The 21,958-nt window shown below is 62.1% G+C and carries 16 protein-coding genes; 8 read left to right on the forward strand and 8 right to left on the reverse strand.

Annotated features, from left to right (window positions below):
- Positions 1–6: 6 nt before the first annotated feature.
- Positions 7–1,218, reverse strand: coding sequence for a CmpA/NrtA family ABC transporter substrate-binding protein (locus tag PQT43_RS23410; protein WP_272754733.1), 1,212 nt, complete (start codon positions 1,216–1,218; stop codon positions 7–9).
- Between the two features lie 229 nt (positions 1,219–1,447).
- Between PQT43_RS23410 and PQT43_RS23415 the strand changes: the two genes are divergently transcribed.
- The gene (locus tag PQT43_RS23415) at positions 1,448–2,470 is read left to right on the forward strand and encodes a quinone-dependent dihydroorotate dehydrogenase (protein ID WP_267269668.1); all 1,023 of its coding nucleotides are present in this window, start codon (positions 1,448–1,450) and stop codon (positions 2,468–2,470) included.
- Between the two features lie 131 nt (positions 2,471–2,601).
- On the opposite strand, the gene rmf is transcribed toward PQT43_RS23415, so the two are convergent.
- A complete protein-coding gene (rmf, locus tag PQT43_RS23420; RefSeq protein ID WP_016965693.1) occupies positions 2,602–2,817 on the reverse strand; it encodes a ribosome modulation factor in 216 nt (71 codons plus the stop codon).
- 546 nt (positions 2,818–3,363) lie between these two features.
- Between rmf and rlmKL the strand changes: the two genes are divergently transcribed.
- Both rlmKL and PQT43_RS23430 read left to right on the forward strand, forming a co-directional pair.
- Positions 3,364–5,628: a bifunctional 23S rRNA (guanine(2069)-N(7))-methyltransferase RlmK/23S rRNA (guanine(2445)-N(2))-methyltransferase RlmL gene (gene rlmKL, locus PQT43_RS23425; protein ID WP_102878978.1), complete on the forward strand. Its 2,265-nt coding sequence runs from the start codon at positions 3,364–3,366 to the stop codon at positions 5,626–5,628.
- A 136-nt stretch (positions 5,629–5,764) separates the two neighbouring features.
- Positions 5,765–8,164: a sensor domain-containing diguanylate cyclase gene (locus PQT43_RS23430; RefSeq protein WP_267269669.1), complete on the forward strand. Its 2,400-nt coding sequence runs from the start codon at positions 5,765–5,767 to the stop codon at positions 8,162–8,164.
- A gap of 45 nt (positions 8,165–8,209) precedes the next feature.
- Here PQT43_RS23430 and dacB read toward each other — a convergent pair whose 3' ends face one another.
- The gene (dacB, locus tag PQT43_RS23435) at positions 8,210–9,670 is read right to left on the reverse strand and encodes a D-alanyl-D-alanine carboxypeptidase/D-alanyl-D-alanine endopeptidase (protein ID WP_102863835.1); all 1,461 of its coding nucleotides are present in this window, start codon (positions 9,668–9,670) and stop codon (positions 8,210–8,212) included.
- Between the two features lie 234 nt (positions 9,671–9,904).
- On the opposite strand from dacB, the gene PQT43_RS23440 reads away from it, so the two are divergent.
- A complete protein-coding gene (locus PQT43_RS23440; RefSeq protein WP_102863834.1) occupies positions 9,905–10,249 on the forward strand; it encodes a YggL family protein in 345 nt (114 codons plus the stop codon).
- Positions 10,250–10,442: 193 nt separating this feature from the next.
- On the opposite strand, the gene PQT43_RS23445 is transcribed toward PQT43_RS23440, so the two are convergent.
- Positions 10,443–11,633 (reverse strand): benzoate/H(+) symporter BenE family transporter, encoded by a 1,191-nt coding sequence (locus tag PQT43_RS23445; RefSeq protein ID WP_102878980.1) that lies wholly within the window; start codon positions 11,631–11,633, stop codon positions 10,443–10,445.
- Between the two features lie 318 nt (positions 11,634–11,951).
- Here PQT43_RS23445 and PQT43_RS23450 point away from each other — a divergent pair, with 318 nt between their 5' ends.
- The 3 genes from PQT43_RS23450 (at position 11,952) to PQT43_RS23460 (ending at position 14,836) form a co-directional block, all read left to right on the forward strand.
- Positions 11,952–12,716, forward strand: a complete 765-nt coding sequence (locus PQT43_RS23450; RefSeq protein ID WP_025128787.1) for a GntR family transcriptional regulator — start codon at positions 11,952–11,954, stop codon at positions 12,714–12,716.
- Between the two features lie 187 nt (positions 12,717–12,903).
- Entirely contained in the window at positions 12,904–13,854 is a 951-nt protein-coding gene (locus PQT43_RS23455) for a LysR family transcriptional regulator (protein WP_102878981.1), read from the forward strand.
- Positions 13,855–14,002: 148 nt separating this feature from the next.
- The gene (locus PQT43_RS23460) at positions 14,003–14,836 is read left to right on the forward strand and encodes a nucleoside-binding protein (RefSeq protein WP_267269670.1); all 834 of its coding nucleotides are present in this window, start codon (positions 14,003–14,005) and stop codon (positions 14,834–14,836) included.
- A gap of 82 nt (positions 14,837–14,918) precedes the next feature.
- Here the strand turns inward: PQT43_RS23460 and guaD are convergent, their stop codons facing one another.
- The 4 genes from guaD to xdhA all read right to left on the reverse strand — a co-directional run bounded on the left by guaD (position 14,919) and on the right by xdhA (position 21,032).
- Entirely contained in the window at positions 14,919–16,223 is a 1,305-nt protein-coding gene (guaD, locus tag PQT43_RS23465; RefSeq protein WP_110652549.1) for a guanine deaminase, read from the reverse strand.
- A gap of 23 nt (positions 16,224–16,246) precedes the next feature.
- Entirely contained in the window at positions 16,247–17,089 is an 843-nt protein-coding gene (gene xdhC, locus PQT43_RS23470) for a xanthine dehydrogenase accessory protein XdhC (RefSeq protein WP_267269671.1), read from the reverse strand.
- A gap of 96 nt (positions 17,090–17,185) precedes the next feature.
- Positions 17,186–19,585, reverse strand: coding sequence for a xanthine dehydrogenase molybdopterin binding subunit (gene xdhB / locus PQT43_RS23475; RefSeq protein ID WP_123392345.1), 2,400 nt, complete (start codon positions 19,583–19,585; stop codon positions 17,186–17,188).
- Positions 19,578–21,032, reverse strand: coding sequence for a xanthine dehydrogenase small subunit (gene xdhA / locus PQT43_RS23480; RefSeq protein ID WP_102863828.1), 1,455 nt, complete (start codon positions 21,030–21,032; stop codon positions 19,578–19,580). The genes xdhB and xdhA overlap by 8 nt, the downstream gene beginning before the upstream one ends.
- Positions 21,033–21,298: 266 nt before the next feature.
- Here xdhA and PQT43_RS23485 point away from each other — a divergent pair, with 266 nt between their 5' ends.
- The gene (locus PQT43_RS23485) at positions 21,299–21,958 is read left to right on the forward strand and encodes a GntR family transcriptional regulator (protein ID WP_102863827.1); all 660 of its coding nucleotides are present in this window, start codon (positions 21,299–21,301) and stop codon (positions 21,956–21,958) included.

Raw genomic sequence — 21,958 nt, forward strand, 5'->3', positions numbered from 1 at the left:
CTCCGGTCAGCGCTGGGCGGCAAGGGCAGGGCTGTCGTTGAGGGCATGCAGGCGAAAGCTGCGGGCATAGGCGGCAGGCTCAGAGCCGTCCCACACCTTGCCATCAATCAACTGGCTGCTGCGCATGTCCTGGCCCCAGGCGGTGATGCCCAGCGCGCTGGCGGCTTCGCGATACAGTTCAAGCTGCTGCACGTGGCGAGCGACGCCCAGGTAGTCCGGGTCTTCCCGCAGCAGGCCCCAGCGCCGGAACTGGGTCATGAACCACATGCCGTCGGACAGATAAGGCAGGTTGACGGCGCCATGGTGGTGAAAGCGCAGGGCGTGGGGGTCCTGCCAGCGATTGCCCAGGCCGTCGGCGTAAGCCCCCAGCAGCCGCGGCTCGATGCAGTCCAGCGGTGTATTCAGGTAATCGGCGGCGCTCAGCAACTGGGCAGTGCTGCGGCGGTTTTCCGGGCTTTGTTCGATAAAGCGGCTGGCCTCGAGGATCGCCATGACCAGGACCCGGGCGGTGTTGGGGTATTGCTCGACGAAGGCGCGGGTGCAGCCGAGGACTTTTTCCGGGTGATCCGGCCAGATTGCCTGGCTGGTGGCCAGGGTGAAGCCCTGATCCTGCTGCACTGCACTGGCGCTCCAGGGTTCGCCGACGCAGAACCCGTCGATGCGCCCGGCCTGCAGGTGAGCCACCATCTGCGGCGGCGGCACCACCACGCTGTCGACATCCTGCAGCGGGTGGATGCCCTGGCTGGCCAGCCAGTAGTACAACCACATGGCGTGAGTACCGGTGGGGAAGGTCTGGGCGAAGGTCAGTCGTGCCCGGCTTTGGTGCACATGGCGGTCCAATGCTTCAGGGCTGGTCACTTTGAGGGCTTGCAGTTCCCGCGACAGGTTGATGCTCTGGCCATTCTGGTTCAGGCCCATGAGCACCGCCATGTCGCAGGGATGGGTCCCGCCGATGCCCAGGTGCACGGCATAGATCAGGCCGTACAGGCTGTGGGCGGCGTCCAGTTCGCCACTCACCAGCTTGTCCCGCAGCCCGGCCCAGGAACTCTGGCGCTTGAGGTTCAGGGTCAGGCCGTAGGGCTGGGCAAAGCCCTGGGTGGCGGCGACCACCACCGAGGCGCAATCGGTCAGGGCCATGAAGCCCAGGTTGATGGCGGACTTTTCCGGGGCATCGCTGCCGTTGACCCAGGCCAGTGCGCAGTTGGGGTGTTCAGTCATGGCTTGGCACCTTGCATAAAAAAGCGTCGTACTCACTGGCCAGGCAAAGCCTGTGTGGGTGACGACGCCGTTGTCCTTGAACCTGGGCCGCCATTGGTCCAGGTCTGATGAGCAAGTGGGTGCAAGGCATATGCCATTGTCGGGGATTTCATTCTGCGCCTCGCCTGCAAGCCCTGGGCGCGGCTATAATCGGCGCCTTATTTCACCGCCAACCGAGTTCATCCCGCCCATGTATACCCTGGCCCGCCAGCTGTTGTTCAAACTCTCCCCGGAAACCTCCCACGATCTGTCCCTGGACCTGATCGGTGCGGGCGGGCGTTTGGGCCTTAACGGTCTGTTGTGCAAGGCGCCGGCGCAGTTGCCGGTGCAGGTCATGGGCCTGGAGTTTCCGAACCCGGTGGGCCTGGCTGCCGGTCTGGACAAGAACGGCGCCGCCATCGATGGCTTCGCTCAACTGGGCTTCGGCTTTGTCGAGATCGGTACCGTCACCCCGCGTCCGCAGCCGGGCAACCCCAAGCCGCGGATCTTCCGCCTGCCTCAGGCCGAAGCCATCATCAACCGCATGGGCTTCAACAACCTGGGGGTCGATAATCTGCTGGCGCGTGTGGCCGCCTCCCAATACAAGGGCGTGCTGGGGATCAATATCGGCAAGAACTTCGACACCCCGGTGGAGCGGGCGGTGGACGACTACCTGATCTGCCTGGACAAGGTCTATGCCCATGCCAGTTATGTCACGGTCAATGTCAGCTCGCCCAATACCCCGGGCTTGCGCAGCCTGCAGTTTGGCGAGTCCCTCAAGCAGCTGCTGTCGGCTCTGAGCCAGCGTCAGCAGGAGATGGCGAGCATTCATGGCAAACGCGTGCCCCTGGCGATCAAGATCGCGCCGGACATGAGCGATGAGGAAACCGTTGAAGTGGCTCGGGCCTTGCTGGAAACCGGCATGGACGCGGTGATCGCCACCAACACCACCTTGAGTCGCGAAGGCGTCGAAGGCATGGAACACGGCGATGAGGCAGGCGGCCTGTCCGGCGCGCCGGTGCGCGACAAGAGCACCCACACAGTCAAGGTCCTGGCCGCCGAACTGGCCGGTCGCTTGCCGATCATTGCCGTGGGCGGCATCACGGAAGGCAAGCACGCGGCTGAGAAGATCGCCGCGGGCGCCAGCCTGGTGCAGCTGTATTCGGGCTTCATCTATAAGGGGCCGGCGTTGATTCGCGAGTCGGTGGATGCCATCGCGGCCATGGGCCGATAAGAACGGGCGCCAGCGCGGGCATAAAAAAGGGCTCCTCGAAGGAGCCCCTGGGCCGAAGCCCGCCGCCCGGATGGGGCGTGCGTGGTTAAGTCGTCATCTATTCAAGTTGTAGGTGTCGGAATGTGCCCTGATCAGCCGACAGCGCGAAGTTCGTTGAGTCTGTGGATGCCCGCAGTGCCAGTCATACCGTCCCAGTTGTCGCCGCGTCCTTCTCGCCAGCCGTTAATCCAGGCTTGGCGTACCGACGGTAGAGTAAATGGGCAAAGCTCACGGGACTTGCCATTAACGCCATACTGATATCCGCGTAAAAATGCTCTTTCCAACGGATCACGCTTTAGTCTTCTCATAGGGTGTTTCCCTCACTTGTTGACTGTCTTATGTCCCGTCGACCTTCTTCTGAGGTCGGGCAGATTGTCTCTGCCGTTGGTGCTCGCTGCCGGCGTGGCGAGCCTTGATGTTGACGCCATTGCGGCGCCAACCTGTGTTGAGTTCTAACCAATAGGTCACAGCAAGTGAATGATCGTTTTGTCATAAGGACGTAACGATAATGCTGTCCAGGCCATAAGCCGGGACGGGTTTTTTAGCTTGTTTGCCAGGCAAAGCCCGCTGTGATCAGCCTCTCACTAGATGATGAGGTTAATGCTTTAGTGAGAATGTCGAACGGTTGCACTCAACTACTATTCGACGAAGGGTCGACTTATGTCATTTTGTTGCCCTGACTTTTTTATCTGTCCCGGCCTCTAAGCTTTTTTGCCCTGCAAGAAAGCCTGTCTGCCGGGGTGGGACGGCACAGTTTCGTGCCACACGAGCGCTCTTGAAGAAAAGCGCTTGATTGAAAACCGAACGGGCGATGCGTTGTCCGTTCACTTATTGCTAAAGGCCCTGGTACTCCCATGTCGGATCGTTACGAACTCTTCCTCACCTGTCCCAAAGGCCTTGAAGGCCTGCTGATCGAGGAAGCCGTCGGGCTTGGCCTTGAGCAAGCGCGTGAGCACACTTCTGCCGTGCGCGGCATGGCCGACATGGAGACGGCCTATCGGCTGTGTCTGTGGTCGCGCCTGGCCAACCGGGTGCTGCTGGTCCTCAAGCGTTTTCCAATGAAGGACGCCGAGGACCTCTACCACGGCGTGCTGGACGTCGACTGGCAGGACCACATGCTGGCCGATGGCACCCTGGCGGTGGAGTTCAGCGGTCACGGTTCGGGCATCGACAACACCCACTTTGGTGCCCTGAAGGTCAAGGACGCCATTGTCGACAAACTGCGTACACCTACCGGCGAGCGTCCTTCGGTGGACAAGCTCAATCCGGACCTGCGCATCCACCTGCGCCTGGATCGCGGCGAAGCCATCCTGTCCCTGGACCTGTCCGGCCACAGCCTGCACCAGCGCGGCTATCGCCTGCAGCAAGGCGCCGCGCCGCTCAAGGAAAACCTGGCGGCCGCGATCCTGATCCGTTCCGGCTGGCCGCGCATCGCCGCTGAAGGCGGGGCCCTGGCCGACCCAATGTGCGGTGTCGGCACCTTCCTGGTGGAAGCGGCGATGATTGCCGCGGACATCGCTCCCAACCTCAAGCGTGAGCAGTGGGGCTTTACCGCCTGGCTCGGCCATGTGCCGGCGCTTTGGCGCAAACTGCATGATGAAGCCCTGGCTCGGGCCCAGGCCGGACTGGCCAAGCCACCGCTGTGGATTCGCGGCTACGAGGCCGACCCACGATTGATCCAGCCGGGTCGCAACAACGTCGAGCGCGCGGGCTTGAGCGACTGGATCAAGATCTACCAGGGCGAAGTGGGGACTTTTGAACCGCGTCCAGACCAGAACCAGAAGGGCCTGGTGATCTGCAACCCGCCCTACGGCGAGCGCCTGGGTGACGAAGCCAGCCTGCTGTACCTCTACCAGAACCTCGGCGAGCGCCTGCGTCAGGCCTGCCTGAACTGGGAAGCGGCGGTGTTCACCGGCGCCCCGGACCTGGGCAAGCGCATGGGCATTCGCAGCCACAAGCAGTACTCGTTCTGGAACGGCGCCTTGCCGTGCAAGCTGCTGCTGATCAAGGTGCTGCCGGACCAGTTCGTCACCGGTGAGCGACGCACCGCCGAGCAGCGCCAGGTTGAACGCGAGCAGGCCCAGGCCGCTGCAGACGAGCCGCCAGTGCGCCAGTACAACAAGAATGGCAACCCGATCAAGCCGGCTCCTGCGCCGGCGCCGGTGGTCGAGCAGGCTCGTCTGAGCGAGGGCGGGCAGATGTTTGCCAACCGCCTGCAAAAGAACCTCAAGCTGCTGGGCAAATGGGCCAAGCGCGAAGGTGTCGAGTGCTATCGGGTCTATGACGCGGACATGCCGGAATACTCCCTGGCCATCGACCTGTACCAGGATTGGGTGCACGTCCAGGAATACGCGGCGCCCAAGTCGGTGGACCCGGAGAAGGCCCAGGCGCGTCTGTTCGATGCCCTGGCAGCGATTCCCCAGGCACTGAACGTGGATAAGAGCCGGGTGGTGATCAAGCGTCGCGAGCGCCAGAGCGGCACCAAGCAATACGAGCGCCAGAGCGCCCAGGGCCAGTTCACCGAAGTTCGCGAAGGCGGGGTCAAGCTGCTGGTGAACCTGACCGACTACCTGGACACCGGGCTGTTCCTCGATCATCGGCCGATGCGCATGCGCATCCAGAAAGAGGCTGCTGGCAAGCGTTTCCTCAACCTGTTCTGCTACACCGCCACCGCCAGTGTGCACGCGGCCAAGGGTGGAGCCCGCAGTACGACCAGCGTCGACTTGTCGAAAACCTACCTGGACTGGGCGCGACGCAACTTCTCCCTCAACGGTTTCTCCGACAAGAACCGTCTGGAGCAGGGTGATGTGATGGCCTGGCTGGACAGTTGCCGTGACGAGTTCGACCTGATCTTCATCGACCCGCCGACCTTCTCCAACTCCAAGCGCATGGAAGGGGTGTTCGACGTGCAGCGTGACCAGGTGCAGTTGCTGGACCTGGCCATGGCCCGTCTGGCGCCGGGTGGCGTGCTGTACTTCTCCAACAACTTCCGCAAGTTCCAGTTGGACGAGAACCTCGCCGCGCGCTATCAGGTCGAGGAGATCACGGCGAAAACCATCGACCCGGATTTTGCCCGTAACAGCAAAATTCACCGAGCTTGGAAAATCAGCGCCCGCTGATGGCCGGATAAGTCCCCAACGCCCGTTTTTTCGGGCTTTGGGGGCTGTTTAGCGCTGGTCAAATTAGTGGCTAATAGCTATAACTCACACCAAGTCCGGATGACACCCAAACTCGCTGGCGTGATGAGTTCTACTTATGCCGTTGCATGTGGTACGCCCGAAGATCCTGGGTTTCATTAGTGAAGAAGTCTCTGCCTGGCTAGTAGCTGTGCTGGTGTTGCTTGCGGGCGGCATTCTCACCGGGCTGCTGGCCTGGTCCACTTACAACTCGAACAAACAGCAACTGCGCCAGCGCTTCCAATTGCTCGCCAGTGAACGCTACAGCCGTATCGAAGAGCGCTTTCAAGACCAGGAGCAACGCCTGGACGGTCTGCGGCGTTTCTTTGTCAATTCCGACCTGGTGACCCGCCAGGACTTCGATGGTTACGCCAAGCCTCTGCTACGCCACACTCAGGCCTATGCCTGGGCGCCTCTGGTGAGTCGTGCCCAGCGTCCGGCGTTCGAACAGGCGGTGCGGGATCAGGGGGTGGCGGGGTTCACCATTCTGCAATTGAACGCCAGCGGCCAGATGGAGCCCGCCGGTGAGCAAGAAGACTTTGCGCCGATTCTGTACAGCCAGACTCAAAGCCCCCTGGGGTCGCCCCTGGGGCACGACTTGCTGGCCCAGCCTCAGCGCCGGGCTACTCTGGAGCGGGCCAGGGAGCTCAACGGCCTGGCGGTTTCGCCGCCTTTGCACCTGGTTGCCGTGGACCCGGCCTATGCCCGGGGCGTGCTGCTGGCGGCGCCGGTCAGGCGGCCCCAGGACAGCCCCTTGCCCGAGGCCAGGCCTTACGGTTATGTGCTGGCGGTGATCAGCCTGCGGCAACTGGTGGCGGACGGCTTGCCGGTGCCGGCCAGCGACAATTTGTCGGTGCGCATTCTCGATCTGTCCACCGAGGGCCAGCACGAGGTGCTCTATGAATCGAACAACCCGCCGATCGCCAGTCACCTGACGGCCAGCCGTTTGCTGCGCCTGGCGGACCGGGATTATCAGGTTGATATCCGCCCCAGCGCGGCGTTCCTGCACGCCAACCAATCTTCCCTGAGCAGCCTGGTGATTCTCGGTGGCTTGCTCAGTCTGCTGCTCAGCGCCTTGCTCTATGTGCTGGTGAGTCAGCGGCAACGGGCCTTGGCCTTGGTGGAGCAACGCACGGGGGAGCTGCGCAGTCGCGAGCAGGAGTTGCGCGGCACTCACAGTCAGTTGCGCTGCGTGCTCAATGCCGCGACCCAGGTGGCGATCATCGCCACGGACCTGCGTGGTGTCATCAGTACCTTCAATGCCGGGGCCGAGCAGATGCTCGGCTACAGCAGCAGTGAAGCGGTAGGCCACCTGACCCTGGAAAGCCTGCACCTGCCCCGGGAGCTGGAAAGCTGGGCTCAGAGCCTTACCCAGCGCTATGGCAAGGCCATTCCAGTGTCCCGGGCCATGCTGGTGGAAGAAGGCCTGGCCGGTGGCCATGAGGCGCGGGAGTGGACGCTGGTCAGGCGTGACGGCAGCCACCTGCAAGTGAACATGCTGGCAACCCCGGTGCTGGATGATCAGGGGCTGTGGATCGGCCACCTGGCCATCTGCATCGACATCACCGAGCGCAAGCGGGTGCACGAGGCCCTGGCGGCCCGGGACCGCCTGTTGAAAAGGCTCAGTGCCCATGTTCCCGGAGGGATCTACCAGTTCAAGCTGGATGCCGAGGGACACGCGAGCTTCACCTATGCCAGCGATGGCATTCGCGAAATCTACGAGATCGAGCCGCAGGTGTTGCAGGAGGATGCCGAGGCAGTGTTCGAGCGTATCCATCCTGAGGATGTGCAGCGGGTGCGCAAGTCGATCCAGGTTTCCGCCAGGCAGCTCAGTCCGTGGCGTGAGGAGTATCGGGTCTGCCTGCCGCAACGGGGGCTGCGCTGGATGCGTGGCGCGGCGACCCCGGAAAGCCTGCAGGGCGGCGGCGTGCTCTGGCACGGCTATATCTCGGACATTTCCGACCTCAAGCGGGTCGAGGAAGAGTTGCGTGCGTTGTCAGTGACCGACTCCCTGACCGGCATTCACAACCGGCGCTATTTCCAGGAGCAGTTGCAGAACGAAATGCAGCGTCTTGAACGTGTTGGGGGCGATATGGCGGTGATCATGCTGGATATCGATCATTTCAAGCGGATCAACGACCAGTACGGACACGGCGTCGGGGATCAGGTCTTGCGGGGGCTCTGTGTCCGCATTGGTGGGCGTCTGCGGCGTACCGATGTGTTCTGCCGTCTCGGCGGCGAGGAGTTCATGGTGCTGTGTCCGGGCACCAACGCCCAGCAGGCGCTGATCCTGGCTCAGGAACTGTGGCAGGGGCTGCGCAGTTCGCCGATCGAGCCGGTGGGCAGTGTCACCGCCAGTTTCGGCATTGCCAGCTGGCGCGAAGGCGAGGGGGCGGACGGTTTGTTGTTGCGGGCCGACTCCGGGGTCTATGCCGCCAAGCAGGCCGGACGCGATCGAGTCCAGCCAGAGCTGCCCTGATCGCTGACAGCGGCGGAGCGGGTCCGCCACTGTCGCAACAGCGAGTTAGAGAACGGATGCGCTGGTGGCCAGTTTTGGCTGGCGATACAGATCCAGCAGCACCTGATCCAGTACCGAAGAGGCGCCGAAGGGGCGTGGATCGTTGAGGATCGCCACCACCGCCCAGGTGTTGCCGTTGTCATCGCGGCTATAGCCGGCGATGGCGCGCACGGTGTTCAGAGTGCCGGTCTTGATGTGGGCCTCACCGGACATGGCGGTACGTTTCAGGCGCTTGCGCATGGTGCCGTCCATGCCGGCAATCGGCATGGAGCTGATGAACTCGGCGGCGTAGGGGCTCTTCCAGGCAGCTTGCAGCAGACCGGCCAGTTCCCGGGCGCTGACCCGTTCGGCACGGGACAGGCCAGAGCCGTTTTCCATCACCAGATGCGGCGCGGTGATGCCTTTTTTCGCCAGCCACTGGCGCACCACACGCTGGGCCGCCTTGGCGTCATCGCCGTCGGCTTCATTGCGGTACTTGGCGCCCAGGCTCAGGAACAGCTGCTGGGCCATGGTGTTGTTACTGTATTTGTTGATGTCGCGGATGACCTCCGCGAGGTCCGGAGAGAAGGCACGGGCCAGAACCTTGGCATCCTTGGGAACTACCGCGAGGCGGTCCTTGCCCTGGATGCTGCCGCCCAGTTCGCTCCAGATCGCCCGCACCGCACCGGCGGTGTAGGTGGCGTGGTCCAGCAGCGACAGATAGGTCTGGGAACTGCAGCCATCACCCAACTGGCCGCCAACGGTGACGATCACGCTGCCATCGGCCTGGGGCACGGGGTTGTAGCGAACGTCGCCGGTGCACTGCTTGGTGTTGACTGCCTTGACCTGATTGTCGATGCGGATCTTGGCAATCGGCGGCTCTACCGAAACCAGTACCCGGCCGGAATCATTGCGGGCGACGAAGCGCAGGGCCTTGAGGTTGACCATCAGCGCGTCGGGCTTGACCAGGAACGGCTTGTTCTCGTCGTTGCCGTCGTCATTGAACTCAGGCAACTGCGGTTGCACGAAGTAGTTGCGGTCCAGTACCAGGTCGCCGGTGACTTGCTGCACGCCATTGGCCCGCAGGTCACGCATCAGCAGCCAGAGCTTCTCCATGTTCAGCTTGGGATCGCCGCCGCCCTTGAGATAGAGATTGCCGTTGAGAATGCCACCGCTGAGGGTGCCATCGGTGTAGAACTCGGTCTTCCACTGGTGGGTCGGGCCAAGCATTTCCAGGGCCGCGTAGGTGGTGACCAGCTTCATGGTGGAGGCCGGGTTGACCGAGACATCGGCGTTGAAAACCGTCGGCGTGCCAGGGCCGTTCAGGGGAATCATCACCAGCGACAGGGCGTTGTTCGGGAGCTTGCTGGCTTTGAGGGCTTGTTGAACCTTGGGGGTCAGGGTGGTGTTGACCGGAGCCGCAGAGACAGGAAATGCCAGGGGAAGAAAAACACTGGCAAGCAACAGAGGACGCAACGATTTGATCATATGAAGTGGAACCCTGCAGTCGAGGGGAAAAAAGGCGAGGGCATGCAGATAAAATCCCTCAGTGATCATGAAAGTGTCGGCATTATGCCCCAAGGTATAGCGGCTTGTGCCGTGCCACGGGCCGCCGTGGTGGTATTTTTTTTACCAATGGCGGTCCTGCATCCTCATAGAGTCAGGCAATCGCCCGCCTAAACTGGTAAAGTGCCGCCCGTTATTACTTATGAGGATTGTTCCATGGCCACTAACCGTTCCCGCCGTCTGCGCAAAAAACTCTGCGTAGATGAATTTCAGGAGCTGGGTTTTGAGCTGAACCTGGATTTCAAAGAAGATCTGGCTGAAGAAGCTATTGACGCTTTCCTCGACGCGTTCCTCAAAGAAGCGATGGAAGCCAACGGTCTGGGCTATGTTGGCGGCGATGACTTCGGTCTGGTTTGCCTGAGCAAGCGCGGTTCCGTCAGCGAAGCACAGCGTGCAGCTGTTGAAGCCTGGCTCAAAGGCCGTACCGAGCTGACCAGCGTTGAAGTCAGCCCGCTGCTGGACGTCTGGTACCCGGACAACGCGATCAACCCAGTCGCGTGATGTCATGTGTGAGCGGCCCGTCCGGGCCGCTCATGCGTTGCTGCCCTCCCTGGGCGGCCTTTCGAATTTCCCCTTGTGTTCCTTGTCTCTGTGCGGGCTTGCCCGGGAGATGCTCGTGGGCGCCGTTCGCCGGCAAGTCGGCTCCTACAGTGGGTGCTGCCTTGGGTAGGAACAGGTATGCCGGCGAAGTTCTTCAGGCATTGCGCCCATTCAGAATCATCAAGGTCACGACCCCAGCGACAATTCCCCAGAACGCCGAGCCAATGGAAAACAGCGTCAGCCCCGAGGCCGTCACCATAAAGGTGATCAGCGCCGCTTCTCGCTCCTTCACTTCACTCATGGCGATGCTCAAGCCGTTGATGATCGAGCCGAACAGCGCCAGGGCGGCGATGGACAGCACCAGTTCCTTGGGCAAGGCCGCGAACAGCGCAGCCAGGGTGGCGCCGAAGACCCCGGCGATGCCATAGAAAACCCCGCACCACACTGCGGCGGTGTAACGCTTGCTGCGATCTTCGTGGGCGTGGGGGCCGGTGCAGATCGCAGCGCTGATGGCCGCCAGGTTGATGCCGTGGGAACCAAATGGCGCCAGCAGCAACGAAGCCAGCCCGGTGGCGGTGATCAGTGGCGAGGCCGGGACGTTGTAGCCGTCGGCGCGCAGCACCGCGATCCCGGGCATGTTCTGCGAGGTCATGGCGACCACGAACAGTGGAATACCGATGCTGATGGTGGCCGCCAGGGAAAAGTGCGGCGTGGTCCAGACCGGCGTCGCCACTTCCAGGTGGAAGCCACTGAAGTCCAGCAAGCCCATCAGCCCGGACAGTGCAGTGCCGATCAGCAGGGCCGCGAGAACGGCATAACGTGGCGACAGGCGCTTGACCACCAGGTAGGTGAAGAACATCCCCAGTACCAGACCGGTACGGTGTTGGGCCGCCACAAAGATTTCACTGCCGATCTTGAACAGGATTCCCGCCAGCAAGGCGGCTGCCAGGGATGCCGGGATCTTTTTCACCAGGCGCTCGAAGCTGCCGGTGAGTCCGCAAATGGTCACCAGGACCGCGCAAGTGATGTAGGCGCCAATGGCTTCGCCATAGGTCACTCCCGACAGGCTGGTGATCAGCAGGGCAGCGCCGGGTGTGGACCAGGCGATGGTGATGGGGGTGCGATAGCGCAGAGACAGGCCGATGCTGCACACCGCCATGCCAATGGAGATGGCCCAGATCCAGGAGGAGATCTGACCGCTGGTCAGGCCGGCGGCTTGCCCAGCCTGGAACATCAGCACCAGGGAACTGGTGTAGCCGGTCATCATGGCGATAAAGCCGGCAACGATGGCGGAGGGCGAAGTGTCCGCGAGGGGGCGTAATTGCGCGGGGGTGGCATCGGACATTACTGCTGTTCCTTGTTCTCGAAAGACGCAAAACCCATACCCGGCGAACGCTGCTTGCAGCCTGCGCAAGCAACGAGCCGGTAATAGGGTTCAAGGTTCAAGCCTAAACTTAAAAGCAACTTTGCATTGCAATACAGCCGTGACTACAAATAGCCGTACAGTCGTTGAATAAGTGGTGGGGCCGGTAACACTTTTTGCTAATGGTCCCCAGCGGTTGTGTACAATGTGCCCCTGTTTTAACGCGATACTTGCCAGCGACCCACCGTGGCGTATTAAAGTCACGCCGAAATCGCCGCAGTCCTCCCGACCCGAGTGCCCATGAACGAACAGTTGCAACCTCTCAAGAAACAACCGCGAGCAGGCAAAGCCGGTCGCAGCGGAACCCAGGACGATATTGTCTACGCGCACATCTTTGAGGCCATCCTCGAGCAGCGCCTGGCGCCCGGCACCAAGTTGAGTGAAGAGGCGCTTGGGGAAATATTCGGAGTCAGTCGGACCATCATCCGTCGTGCATTGTCGCGGCTGGCCCATGAAGGCGTAGTCCTGTTGCGACCCAATCGGGGGGCGGTGGTTGCCAGTCCGAGCGTCGAGGAAGCCCGTCAGGTCTTTCTCGCCCGGCGTCTGGTGGAGCGAGCCATTACCGAGCTGGCGGTCCAGCATGCCACCGCCGAACAGCTGCTGGAGTTGCGGCAGATGGTCAACGAGGAGCGCGACAGCTTTTCCCGAGGCGATCGTGGTGCCGGTATCCGCCTGTCCGGGGAGTTTCACCTGAAGCTGGCGGAAGCTGCGAAGAATGCACCGCTGATCAGCTTCCAGCGCAGCCTGGTGTCCCAGACATCGCTGATCATTGCCCAGTATGAAAGCGGCAACCGCTCCCACTGCTCCTACGATGAGCACACCCAACTGATCGACGCCATCGAGGCCCGGGACGGCGAGCTGGCGGTGAACCTGATGATGCATCACATGGATCACATCGACAGCAAGCTCAATCTCGACGAGGAAAGCGCCTCGGACGACCTGCATGCGGTGTTCTCGCACCTGCTGCAGACCAAGAAGCCGGGGCGGCCGACGGCCAAGCTGTAAGCCTCGATCAGACTGAAAATCCCTCGCTGCGTAACTCTATGCAGCGGGGGATTTTCGTTTGGCGGCGGGTCTGCCTGCTGATCAGGAAGATTGTTTTAAATTTCAATCAAGATTGTATACAGTGCCTGCTTCGAGGCTCACGGCCGGCAATCCGTGCGCCTCTGGTCCTGCGAAAGGAGCCCGCGGCATGATCGGCAGAACGCTACGCATTCATTCTCCCGCCATCCATTACTTCGATATGGTTCGTCGCTGTCATTCGATCCGCGAGGCTGCTCGGCGCTTGAATGTCGCGTCTTCGGCGGTGAACCGGCAGATCCTGAAGATCGAGGATGAAATCGGCGCGCCCTTGTTCGAACGCCTGCCGGGCGGCCTGCGCCTGACCCTGGCGGGAGAGGTCATGAGCCGTCATGTCAATCTGGTGCTGCAGGACCTGGAGCGGGTGCGCCTGGAGTTCGATGCTCTGCGTGGCCTCAAGAGCGGGCATGTGGAGATTGCCGCTGTGGAAGGCGCGACGGTGGATCTGCTGCCCTCGGTGCTCAAGCGCATGCGCGATCTGTATCCACAGGTGACCATCGGCGTCACGGTGCAGGGCTCGCAATCCATTCCCCAGGCCTTGATCAACAGTCGTGCGGACCTGGGCCTGGCGTTCGCCTTGCCCAGGGCGCCGGAGATCCGCCCCTTGAGCGTCGGTCATTTTCGCCTGGGGGCGCTGGTCAGTCCCGATCATCCCTTGGCCGAGCGGGGCAGCGTCAATTTCGCCACTTGCGCCGAGCACGGGCTGATCCTGGCCAAGAGCGAGCTGTCGATCCATCACTTGCTGGCGCCGTTGCACAAGCGCCTGGGGCTGTTGGACAAGCCGCCCTTGCAGAGCAACTCCATGGAGCTGGCGCGACAGATGGCCCGGCACAACATGGGGGTGGCCTTCCAGACCCGGGTCGGGGTCGAGGGCGACCTGAGCAAGGGGGAGCTGGTGCATATCCCGCTGAGCGATCAGGGGGGTATCTACAGCGACCTGGGGCTCTATGCCCGCAGCGGTCGAGATCTGCCCAGCGCGGTGGAGGCGCTGGCGCATCTGCTTGGCGAGGAGATCGCCATTCGCGAGCGGGCCGAGCGCGCTTTCGGCCAGCTAACGCTCTGAGTCCATGGCGGTGGGCGGCTGTTGCCGTTTTGGCAGCGCGCTGATCGATATTCTGTGCTTTGGGGCCTGTGGCGCTTGTGCCGATACTGCGTGCGGACGGCAGCCAGCGAAGCTGCCTTACGCCACACCGCCACAGGACATAATAAAAATGAAAAAGGCATTACAAGGCGCAACCCTGCTGATGACACTGATCGGAGCAGGGGAAGCAGCCGCCCTGGAGTGGATGAACAACAGCGTCGGCTTTCGGTACGGCAAGGAGTTCACCAACCCGAACAATCCGCACTACATCAGCAAGCGCATCTACAGTTTCACCCACGCCAGTGGCTACCAGTACGGCAGCAACTACCTGCACCTGGATCTGCTGCTCTCCGACAGCGATGATCCGCGCAAGGGCACCCACAAGGGCAGCAGCGAAGTCTATGGTGTCTATCGTCACCAGCTCTTCGCGTCCCGGGTGTTCGATACGCCCTTGGGCACCGGCCTCGTCAAGGACTACGCGCTGACCCTGGGCTTCGATGCCAGTCGCAACAACAACCTGGGCTCGGCCAAGAAACGCGCCCTGGTCTTCGGTCCGACCCTGAAATTCAACACCGTCGGCGTGCTGGACCTGAGCTTGCTGTACTACAAGGAAAACAACCATTCCGGCATCCCCGGGGCCAAGGACCCGGATCACACCTTCGACGATACTTACATGCTCAACCTGGTCTGGATGCGTCCCTTCGAAGTTGGCAGTCACGCCGCCAAGTTCCAGGGCTTCGTCAACTACACCGGGGAAAAGGGCCACGACTACAACTATCGTGACACTGCAGCGGAAACCCTGGTGCGGACGTCGCTGATGGTGGCCGTGTTGCCCGGCAAGAACGTCAAGCCCAACCTGTACCTGGGGGTTGGCTACGAGTACTGGCACAACAAGTTCGGGGTGGACGGTGGACGGGGTACGCGGACCACGGCGCCGACCTTGAACATGGAAGTGACGTTCTAGTCTGCACCTGATCGCCTGGGACTCAGGCATGAAAAATCCCCCGTTCGATGTTTCGCGAGCGGGGGATTTTTCGTTTGCGGGCTTAGCGCTGGTGGACTGGCTGGCCGGCGGCGTAGGTCTGCAGCACGGTGCGATCGTCCCCCAGGGTCATCAGTACAAACAGGGTTTCAGCGATGCTGTTGGCCTGCTTCAGGCGATAGCTGAGCAAGGGAGTGGCGTGGTAGTCGAGGACCACGAAGTCGGCGTCGGTGCCAGGGTGCAGAGTGCCGATCCGATCTTCCAGGCGCAGGGCGCGGGCGCCGCCCAGGGTTGCCAGGTACAGGGACTTGAACGGGCTCAGGCGTGCGCCCTGTAGCTGCATGACTTTGTAGGCTTCGTTCAGGGTCTGCAGCAGCGAGAAACTGGTGCCGCCACCGACGTCGGTGCCCAGGCCGACATTGAGTTTGTGTTTTTCCGCCATGGGCAGGTTGAACAGACCACTGCCGAGGAAGAAGTTCGAGGTTGGGCAGAAGGCCACGGCCGAACCGGTTTCCGCCAGGCGCGCACATTCGTCATCGCACAGGTGCACGCCGTGGGCGAACACCGAGCGTTCCCCCAGCAGTTGATAGTGGTCATAAACGTCCAGGTAACCCTTGCGCTCCGGGAACAGTTCCTTGACCCATTCGATCTCCTGCAGGTTTTCACTGATGTGAGTCTGCATGTAGAGATCGGGGTACTCGGTCAGCAGTTTGCCGGCCAGGGTCAGTTGTTCCGGGGTGCTGGTTGGCGCGAAACGTGGGGTCACCGCGTAGTGCAGGCGGCCCTTGCCGTGCCAGCGCTCGATCAGTTCCTTGCTTTCCAGGTAGCCGGACTCTGCGGTGTCGGTCAGGTAGTCCGGAGCGTTGCGATCCATCATCACCTTGCCGGCGATCATCCGCAGATCGAGTTTCTCGGCGGCGGCGAAGAAGGCATTGACCGACTGTGGATGCACGCTGCCGAACACCAGCGCGGTGGTGGTGCCGTTGCGCAGCAATTCCTTGATGAAGATGTCCGCCACTTCATCGGCGTGGGCCTGATCGGCGAACTGGCTTTCACAGGGGAAGGTGTAGGTGTTCAGCCAGTCCAGCAACTGTTCGCCATAGGCACCGACCATGCCGGTCTGGGGCAGGTGGATGTGGGTGTCGATGAAGCCCGGGGTGATCAGGGCGTCGGGGTAGTGATTGATCTCTACATCGGCGGGCAGGCCGGCAAGCAGTTCACTGGCGTGGCCGAGGGCGCTGATCCGGCCGTCCTCGACCACCAGCAGGCCGTCTTCGAAATACTCGTAGGAGGCTTCGATTCCGACTTCGGCCGGGTCGGCGATGCTGTGCAGGATGGCGGCACGGTAGGCTTTGCGAGTCAAAGGCATGGTCGTTCTCAGTGTGTGGCGTGTCAGTTCGAAGTCTGGCTGCGGCGCGAGGCCGGCAGCAGCTTGGCAATGGGTTCGGCGCTGGCGCTGGACTGGCCGAAATGGGCGTTGTAGGTAGCGATGATCTCACCGGCAATGGAGATGGCGATTTCCACGGGCAACTTGCCTTTGACTTCAGCGAGCCCCATCGGGCAACGCATGCGCTGCAAGGTGGTTGCGTCGAAACCGCGATCGCGCAAGCGGTGCTCGAACTTCACCCGCTTGGTCTTCGAGCCGATCAGGCCGAAATAGGCAAAGTCGTTGCGCTTGAGCAGGGCGGCGGTCAACTCCAGGTCCAGCTGGTGATTATGGGTCATGACGATGCAATAGCTGCCAGGCGGCAGGTTATCGATTTCCTCCACCGGTTCTTCGCTGACGATCTTGCTCACGCCCTGGGGAATCTGTTCCGGGAATTCCTGTTCCCGGGAATCGATCCAGCGTACCCGGCACGGCAGACTGGCCAGGAGTGGCACCAGGGCGCGGCCGACGTGGCCGGCACCGAACACGGCGATTTGCGCTTGCACCTGGCCCATGGGTTCGAACAGCAGCACGGTGGCGCCGCCGCAGCACTGGCCGAGGCTGGCACCGAGGCTGAAGCGCTCCAGGTGGGTGGCCTGCTGGCCGCTGGCGAGCAGGTCACGGGCGATCTGCATGGCCTTGTACTCCAGGTGCCCGCCGCCGATGGTGTCGAAGGCCTGGGTGGCGCTGACGACCATTTTCGAACCGGCATTACGCGGCGTTGAGCCGAGCTCCTCGATAATGGTCACCAACACGCAGGGTTCACCCTGGTTCTGCAGGTCGGCGAGGGCGCTGATCCAGTTGTACATGTTTACCTCGACATCTTGGTGGTCTGTTCGGGCTGCTTCGCCGGCAAGCCAGCTCCTACGGGCGCGGTGCAGGAGCGGGCTTGCCCGTGAAGGCCGTTACAGCGGCGCCAGCTCGACTTGCTGATCCACGGCCCTGGTCACCTGCAAGCGACGCATCTGCTCGCAGCCCCACAACACTCGCTCCGGTGTCGCCGGGGCATCGATCTGCGGTTGATGGCGGTAGTCGCCAAGGCTGGCCACTGCGTCCTTGATGGCGCACCAGGCAGCGATGCCAAGCATGAACGGCGGCTCGCCCACGGCCTTGGAGTGGAACACCGTGTCTTCCGGGTTCTTGCGGTTCTCCACCAGCTTGACCCGCAGGTCCAGGGGCATGTCGGCCACCGCCGGGATCTTGTAGCTGGCGGGACCATTGGTCATCAGTTTGCCCTTGGCGTTCCACACCAGTTCCTCGGTGGTCAGCCAGCCCATGCCCTGGATGTAACCGCCTTCCACCTGGCCGATGTCGATGGCCGGGTTCAGCGAGGCACCGACGTCGTGCAGGATGTCGGTACGCAGCATCTTGTACTCGCCGGTCAGGGTATCGACTATCACCTCGGCGCAGGCTGCGCCAAAGGCGAAGTAGTAGAACGGCCGACCCCGAGCCTGGCTGCGGTCGTAGTAGATCTTCGGGGTCTTGTAGAAACCGGTGCTGGACAGCGACACCTGGGCGAAATACGCCTGCTGGATCAGTTCCTCGAAGGTCAGGATATGGTCGCGGACCCGTACGTGGCCGTTGTGGAATTCCACATCCTCTTCGCTGACCTGGTACTTGCGCGCGGCAAACTCCACCAGGCGCGACTTGATGGTCTGCGCTGCGTTCTGCGCGGCCTTGCCGTTGAGGTCGGCGCCACTGGATGCCGCGGTGGGTGAGGTGTTGGGTACTTTGTCGGTGTTGGTGGCAGTGATCTGTACCCGCTCGATGTCCACCTGGAACACCTCGGCCACTACCTGGGCCACTTTGACGTTCAGGCCCTGGCCCATTTCGGTGCCGCCGTGGTTCAGGTGGATGCTGCCGTCGGTGTAGATGTGGATCAGCGCGCCGGCCTGGTTGAGGAAGCTGGCGGTGAAGGAGATGCCGAACTTCACCGGGGTCAGTGCCAGGCCCTTTTTCAGGATCGGGCTGTTGGCGTTGTACAGCCGGATGGCTTCGCGACGCTCGGCATACTGGCTGCTGGCTTCCAGTTCGGCCGTCATCTCTTCGAGCATGTTGTGCTCGACGGTCTGGTAGTAATGGGTGACGTTGCGTTCGGTCTTGCCGTAATAGTTGGCCTTGCGCACCGCCAGCGGGTCCAGGTGCAGGTGGCGGGCGATGGCGTCCATCACCTCTTCAATGGCGACCATGCCTTGCGGGCCGCCGAAACCGCGGTAGGCGGTGTTGGAGGCGGTGTTGGTCTTGCAGCGGTGGCCGTTGATGGTGGCGTCGCCCAGGTAGTAGGCGTTGTCGGAGTGGAACATCGCCCGGTCGACGATGGACGCCGAGAGGTCCGGTGAGCAGCCGCAGTTGCCCGCCAGTTCCAGCTGGATGCCGTGCAGGCGGCCGTTGCTGTCGAAGCCCACGTCGTATTCGATGTAGAACGGGTGACGCTTGCCGGTCATGAGCATGTCTTCGACCCGGGGCAGGCGCATCTTGGTGGGCTGGCCGGTGAGGCGGGCGATCACCGCGCACAGGCAGGCAGGGCTGGCGGCCTGGGTTTCCTTGCCGCCGAAGCCGCCGCCCATGCGCCGCATGTCGACCACTATCTTGTTCATCGACACGTCGAGCACTTCCGCCACCAGTTTCTGCACTTCGGTGGGGTTCTGGGTCGAGCAGTAGACGATCATGCCGCCGTCCTCGGTGGGCATCACCGAGGAAATCTGGGTTTCCAGGTAGAAATGCTCCTGGCCGCCGATATGCAGCGTGCCCTGGATGCGGTGTTCGGCGCTGGCCAGGGCGCCGGCGGAATCGCCGCGCTGGTGAGTGTGGCTGTCCAGCACGAAGTGGCGCTTGCGCAGGGCTTCCACCACGTCCAGCACCGGCTCCAGGTCCTCGTACTCGATGATCGCGGCCATGGCCGCCTTGCGCGCGGTTTCCAGATCCTTGGCGGCCACCGCCAGCACCGGCTGGCCGACGAACTGCACGGTATCGATGGCCAGCAGCGGGTCGCCGGGCAGCAGTGGGCCGATGTCCTTCAGGCCGGGAATGTCTTCATGAGTAATGGCGATGCGCACGCCTTCGAAGGCGTAGCAGGGGCCGGTGTCAATGCTGATGACTTTGGCGTGGGCTCGGTCCGACAGTCGCGCGTAGACATGCAACTGGTTGGGGAATTCCAGGCGGTCGTCGATGTACAGCGCCTCGCCGGACACGTGTTTGTCGGCGCTGTCGTGCTTGACGCTGCGGCCAACGCCCGTGGTCAGGTCCTGGTGAAACAGGGCCGTCAGTTCGGCTTGAGTCTTCTCGACTTTGTGATGATTAGACATAAGCGGTCACCCGGGTCTCGATGTGCGGTGTTTGCAGTTCGATGAAGTACTTGCGCAGCAGGTTCTGCGCACTCAGCAGGCGGTATTCCTTGCTCGCACGGAAATCCGAAAGCGGGGTGAAATCCTCCGCCAGGGCCGCGCAGGCACGCTCCACCGTGGACAGGTTCCAGGGCGCGCCGATCAGTGCGGTTTCACAGCTCTTGGCTCGTTTCGGGATTGCCGCCATACCGCCGAAGGCAATGCGCGCATCGCTGACCACGCCGTTTTCAATCTGCAGGTTGAAGGCCGCGCAGACCGCAGAGATATCGTCGTCCAGGCGCTTGGAGACCTTGTACGCACGGAACAGCCGTTCGGCGCTGGCCCGGGGCACGATGATCTTCTCGATAAACTCGCTGTCCTGGCGGGCCGTGACCCGGTAATCGATGAAATAGTCTTCCAGGGCCAGGGTGCGGCGTACTTCGCCCTTGCACAGTACGATCTGTGCACCCAGGGCGATCAGCAGGGGCGGTGAGTCGCCGATGGGCGAGGCGTTGCCGATATTGCCCCCCAGGGTGCCCTGGTTACGGATCTGCAACGAGGCGAAGCGCTGCAGCAATTCGCCGAAGTCCGGGTACTCGGCGCGCAGTGCGTCGTAGCAGTCGGTGAGGGCCGTGGCCGCGCCGATCTCCAGGCGATCGTCGAAGCGTTCGACGCGCTTCATCTCGGCAATGTTACCGACGTAGATCATCACCGGCAGGGTGCGGTGGAACTGGGTGACTTCCAGGGCCAGGTCGGTGCCACCGGCCAGCAGCCGTGCCTGGGGGTAGGCGTCGTAGAGGTCGGCCAGGTCGGCCACGGTCAGCGGCACCAGGCAGCGCTTGTCGCCGCTGTTGAGTTCACCGGTGTCCTTGGGAGCGATGGCCTTGAGGCGACTGATGGTCTCGGTCTGGCGGGCGTCGAACTGATCGCTCTGCTGGCCGCAGCAGGCCTGCTCGGCAGCAGCGAGGATCGGCCGGTAGCCGGTGCAACGGCACAGGTTGCCGGCCAGGGCCTCATGGGCCTTGTGGGCGTCGGGTTCACTGCTGTTCTTTTGCAGGGCGAACAGCGACATGACGAATCCTGGGGTGCAGAAGCCGCATTGCGAACCGTGGCACTCGACCATGGCCTGCTGCACGCTGTGCAGTTGGCCCTGATGCTTGAGGCCTTCGACGCTGATCAGCTGTTTGCCGTGCAAGGAGGAGACGAAGGTCAGGCATGAGTTGAGGCTGCGATAGCGAATGGATTCGCCGCCCTGGGCATCCACCTGTAACTCGCCCACCACCACGGTGCAGGCGCCGCAGTCGCCGCTGGCGCAGCCTTCCTTGGTGCCGGGTTTGCCCAGGTGCTCGCGCAGATAGTTGAGCACGGTCAGGTTTGGGTCCAGGGCGTGCTCGCTACGGAGTTCCTGGTTGAGTAAAAACTGGATCACGGAAGGCCTCGCAGACTCTTTATTGTTGTTAAGCGAACTGAGCCGAATTTAGTCATGTCTGACTTTTCGGTCAATGATTTTCTGACCTTTGGGTCAGGAAATTTCTGTGCTCAACATTTCAAGTATGAACGGCATTTGAGAAACCCTTGAATCAACATCAATCTGCTTGTTTCATGCCAAATTCCCCTGTCGGAGCACTCCGCGATAGGGTAGCAATTGCGCTACACTGCGCCGCTTGTGCCGATTAAAGATTTTGAAGGAAAACCATGACGTTCAAGGCGCCGGACAGCCTCGCCGAGCAGATTGCTCACCACCTCGCCGAACGTATCATTCGCGGGGATCTCAAGCCTGGAGAGCGCATTCAGGAACAGAAGGTCACCTTGGCCCTCAATGTCAGTCGTGGTTCGGTCCGCGAGGCCTTGCTGATTCTTGAGCGCCGCCATCTGATTGCCATCCTGCCGCGCCGTGGTGCTCACGTGACCGAGCTCACCGAGCACAAGGTCCGCAGTCTTTGCACCCTGATGAGCGAGTTGTACATCCTGCTGGGCAACTGCGTGGCCAGCGGCTGGGTGCAGCAGAGCGACATGACGCCGTTCCTGCAGATCCAGCAGCGTCTGGAGGGTGCCTACGAGCGCCAGGACATCCGCGCCTTCGTCGAGGACAGCTTCAGCGTGATGCGCGCGGCCTATCCTTTTGCCAACAACCCTTACCTGCAGGAAACCGTCGAGAATCTGCAGCCGGCCATGAGCCGTGCCTATTACCTGGCACTGGAGCAGCGCAAGGCGTCGATGAGCGAGTACCTGGAGTTGTTCGAGCAGTTGCTGGCCGCGGTGCTGGCCCGTGATCTGGAGCAGATCCGCCAGGTGTTGACGGCCTACGCCCAGCGCAGCAGCGATCTGGTGGTGTCTGCGTTGGCGGATGCTTAA

Origin of the sequence: Pseudomonas sp. BLCC-B112, assembly GCF_028550695.1 — a bacterium.
GTDB classification, from domain to species: Bacteria; Pseudomonadota; Gammaproteobacteria; order Pseudomonadales; family Pseudomonadaceae; genus Aquipseudomonas; species Aquipseudomonas danubii.

Excerpts from the sequence above, each read along its gene's own strand:
- xdhB (WP_123392345.1), bottom strand. The coding sequence starts at position 19,585 with ATGTCTAATCATCACAAAGTCGAGAAGACTCAAGCCGAACTGACGGCC.
- PQT43_RS23450 (WP_025128787.1), top strand. The coding sequence starts at position 11,952 with ATGAACGAACAGTTGCAACCTCTCAAGAAACAACCGCGAGCAGGCAAA.
- PQT43_RS23430 (WP_267269669.1), top strand. The coding sequence starts at position 5,765 with ATGCCGTTGCATGTGGTACGCCCGAAGATCCTGGGTTTCATTAGTGAA.
- PQT43_RS23445 (WP_102878980.1), bottom strand. The coding sequence starts at position 11,633 with ATGTCCGATGCCACCCCCGCGCAATTACGCCCCCTCGCGGACACTTCG.
- PQT43_RS23460 (WP_267269670.1), top strand. The coding sequence starts at position 14,003 with ATGAAAAAGGCATTACAAGGCGCAACCCTGCTGATGACACTGATCGGA.
- PQT43_RS23410 (WP_272754733.1), bottom strand. The coding sequence starts at position 1,218 with ATGACTGAACACCCCAACTGCGCACTGGCCTGGGTCAACGGCAGCGAT.
- PQT43_RS23455 (WP_102878981.1), top strand. The coding sequence starts at position 12,904 with ATGATCGGCAGAACGCTACGCATTCATTCTCCCGCCATCCATTACTTC.
- rmf (WP_016965693.1), bottom strand. The coding sequence starts at position 2,817 with ATGAGAAGACTAAAGCGTGATCCGTTGGAAAGAGCATTTTTACGCGGA.
- dacB (WP_102863835.1), bottom strand. The coding sequence starts at position 9,670 with ATGATCAAATCGTTGCGTCCTCTGTTGCTTGCCAGTGTTTTTCTTCCC.
- PQT43_RS23440 (WP_102863834.1), top strand. The coding sequence starts at position 9,905 with ATGGCCACTAACCGTTCCCGCCGTCTGCGCAAAAAACTCTGCGTAGAT.
- PQT43_RS23415 (WP_267269668.1), top strand. The coding sequence starts at position 1,448 with ATGTATACCCTGGCCCGCCAGCTGTTGTTCAAACTCTCCCCGGAAACC.
- xdhC (WP_267269671.1), bottom strand. The coding sequence starts at position 17,089 with ATGTACAACTGGATCAGCGCCCTCGCCGACCTGCAGAACCAGGGTGAA.
- rlmKL (WP_102878978.1), top strand. The coding sequence starts at position 3,364 with ATGTCGGATCGTTACGAACTCTTCCTCACCTGTCCCAAAGGCCTTGAA.
- PQT43_RS23485 (WP_102863827.1), top strand. The coding sequence starts at position 21,299 with ATGACGTTCAAGGCGCCGGACAGCCTCGCCGAGCAGATTGCTCACCAC.
- guaD (WP_110652549.1), bottom strand. The coding sequence starts at position 16,223 with ATGCCTTTGACTCGCAAAGCCTACCGTGCCGCCATCCTGCACAGCATC.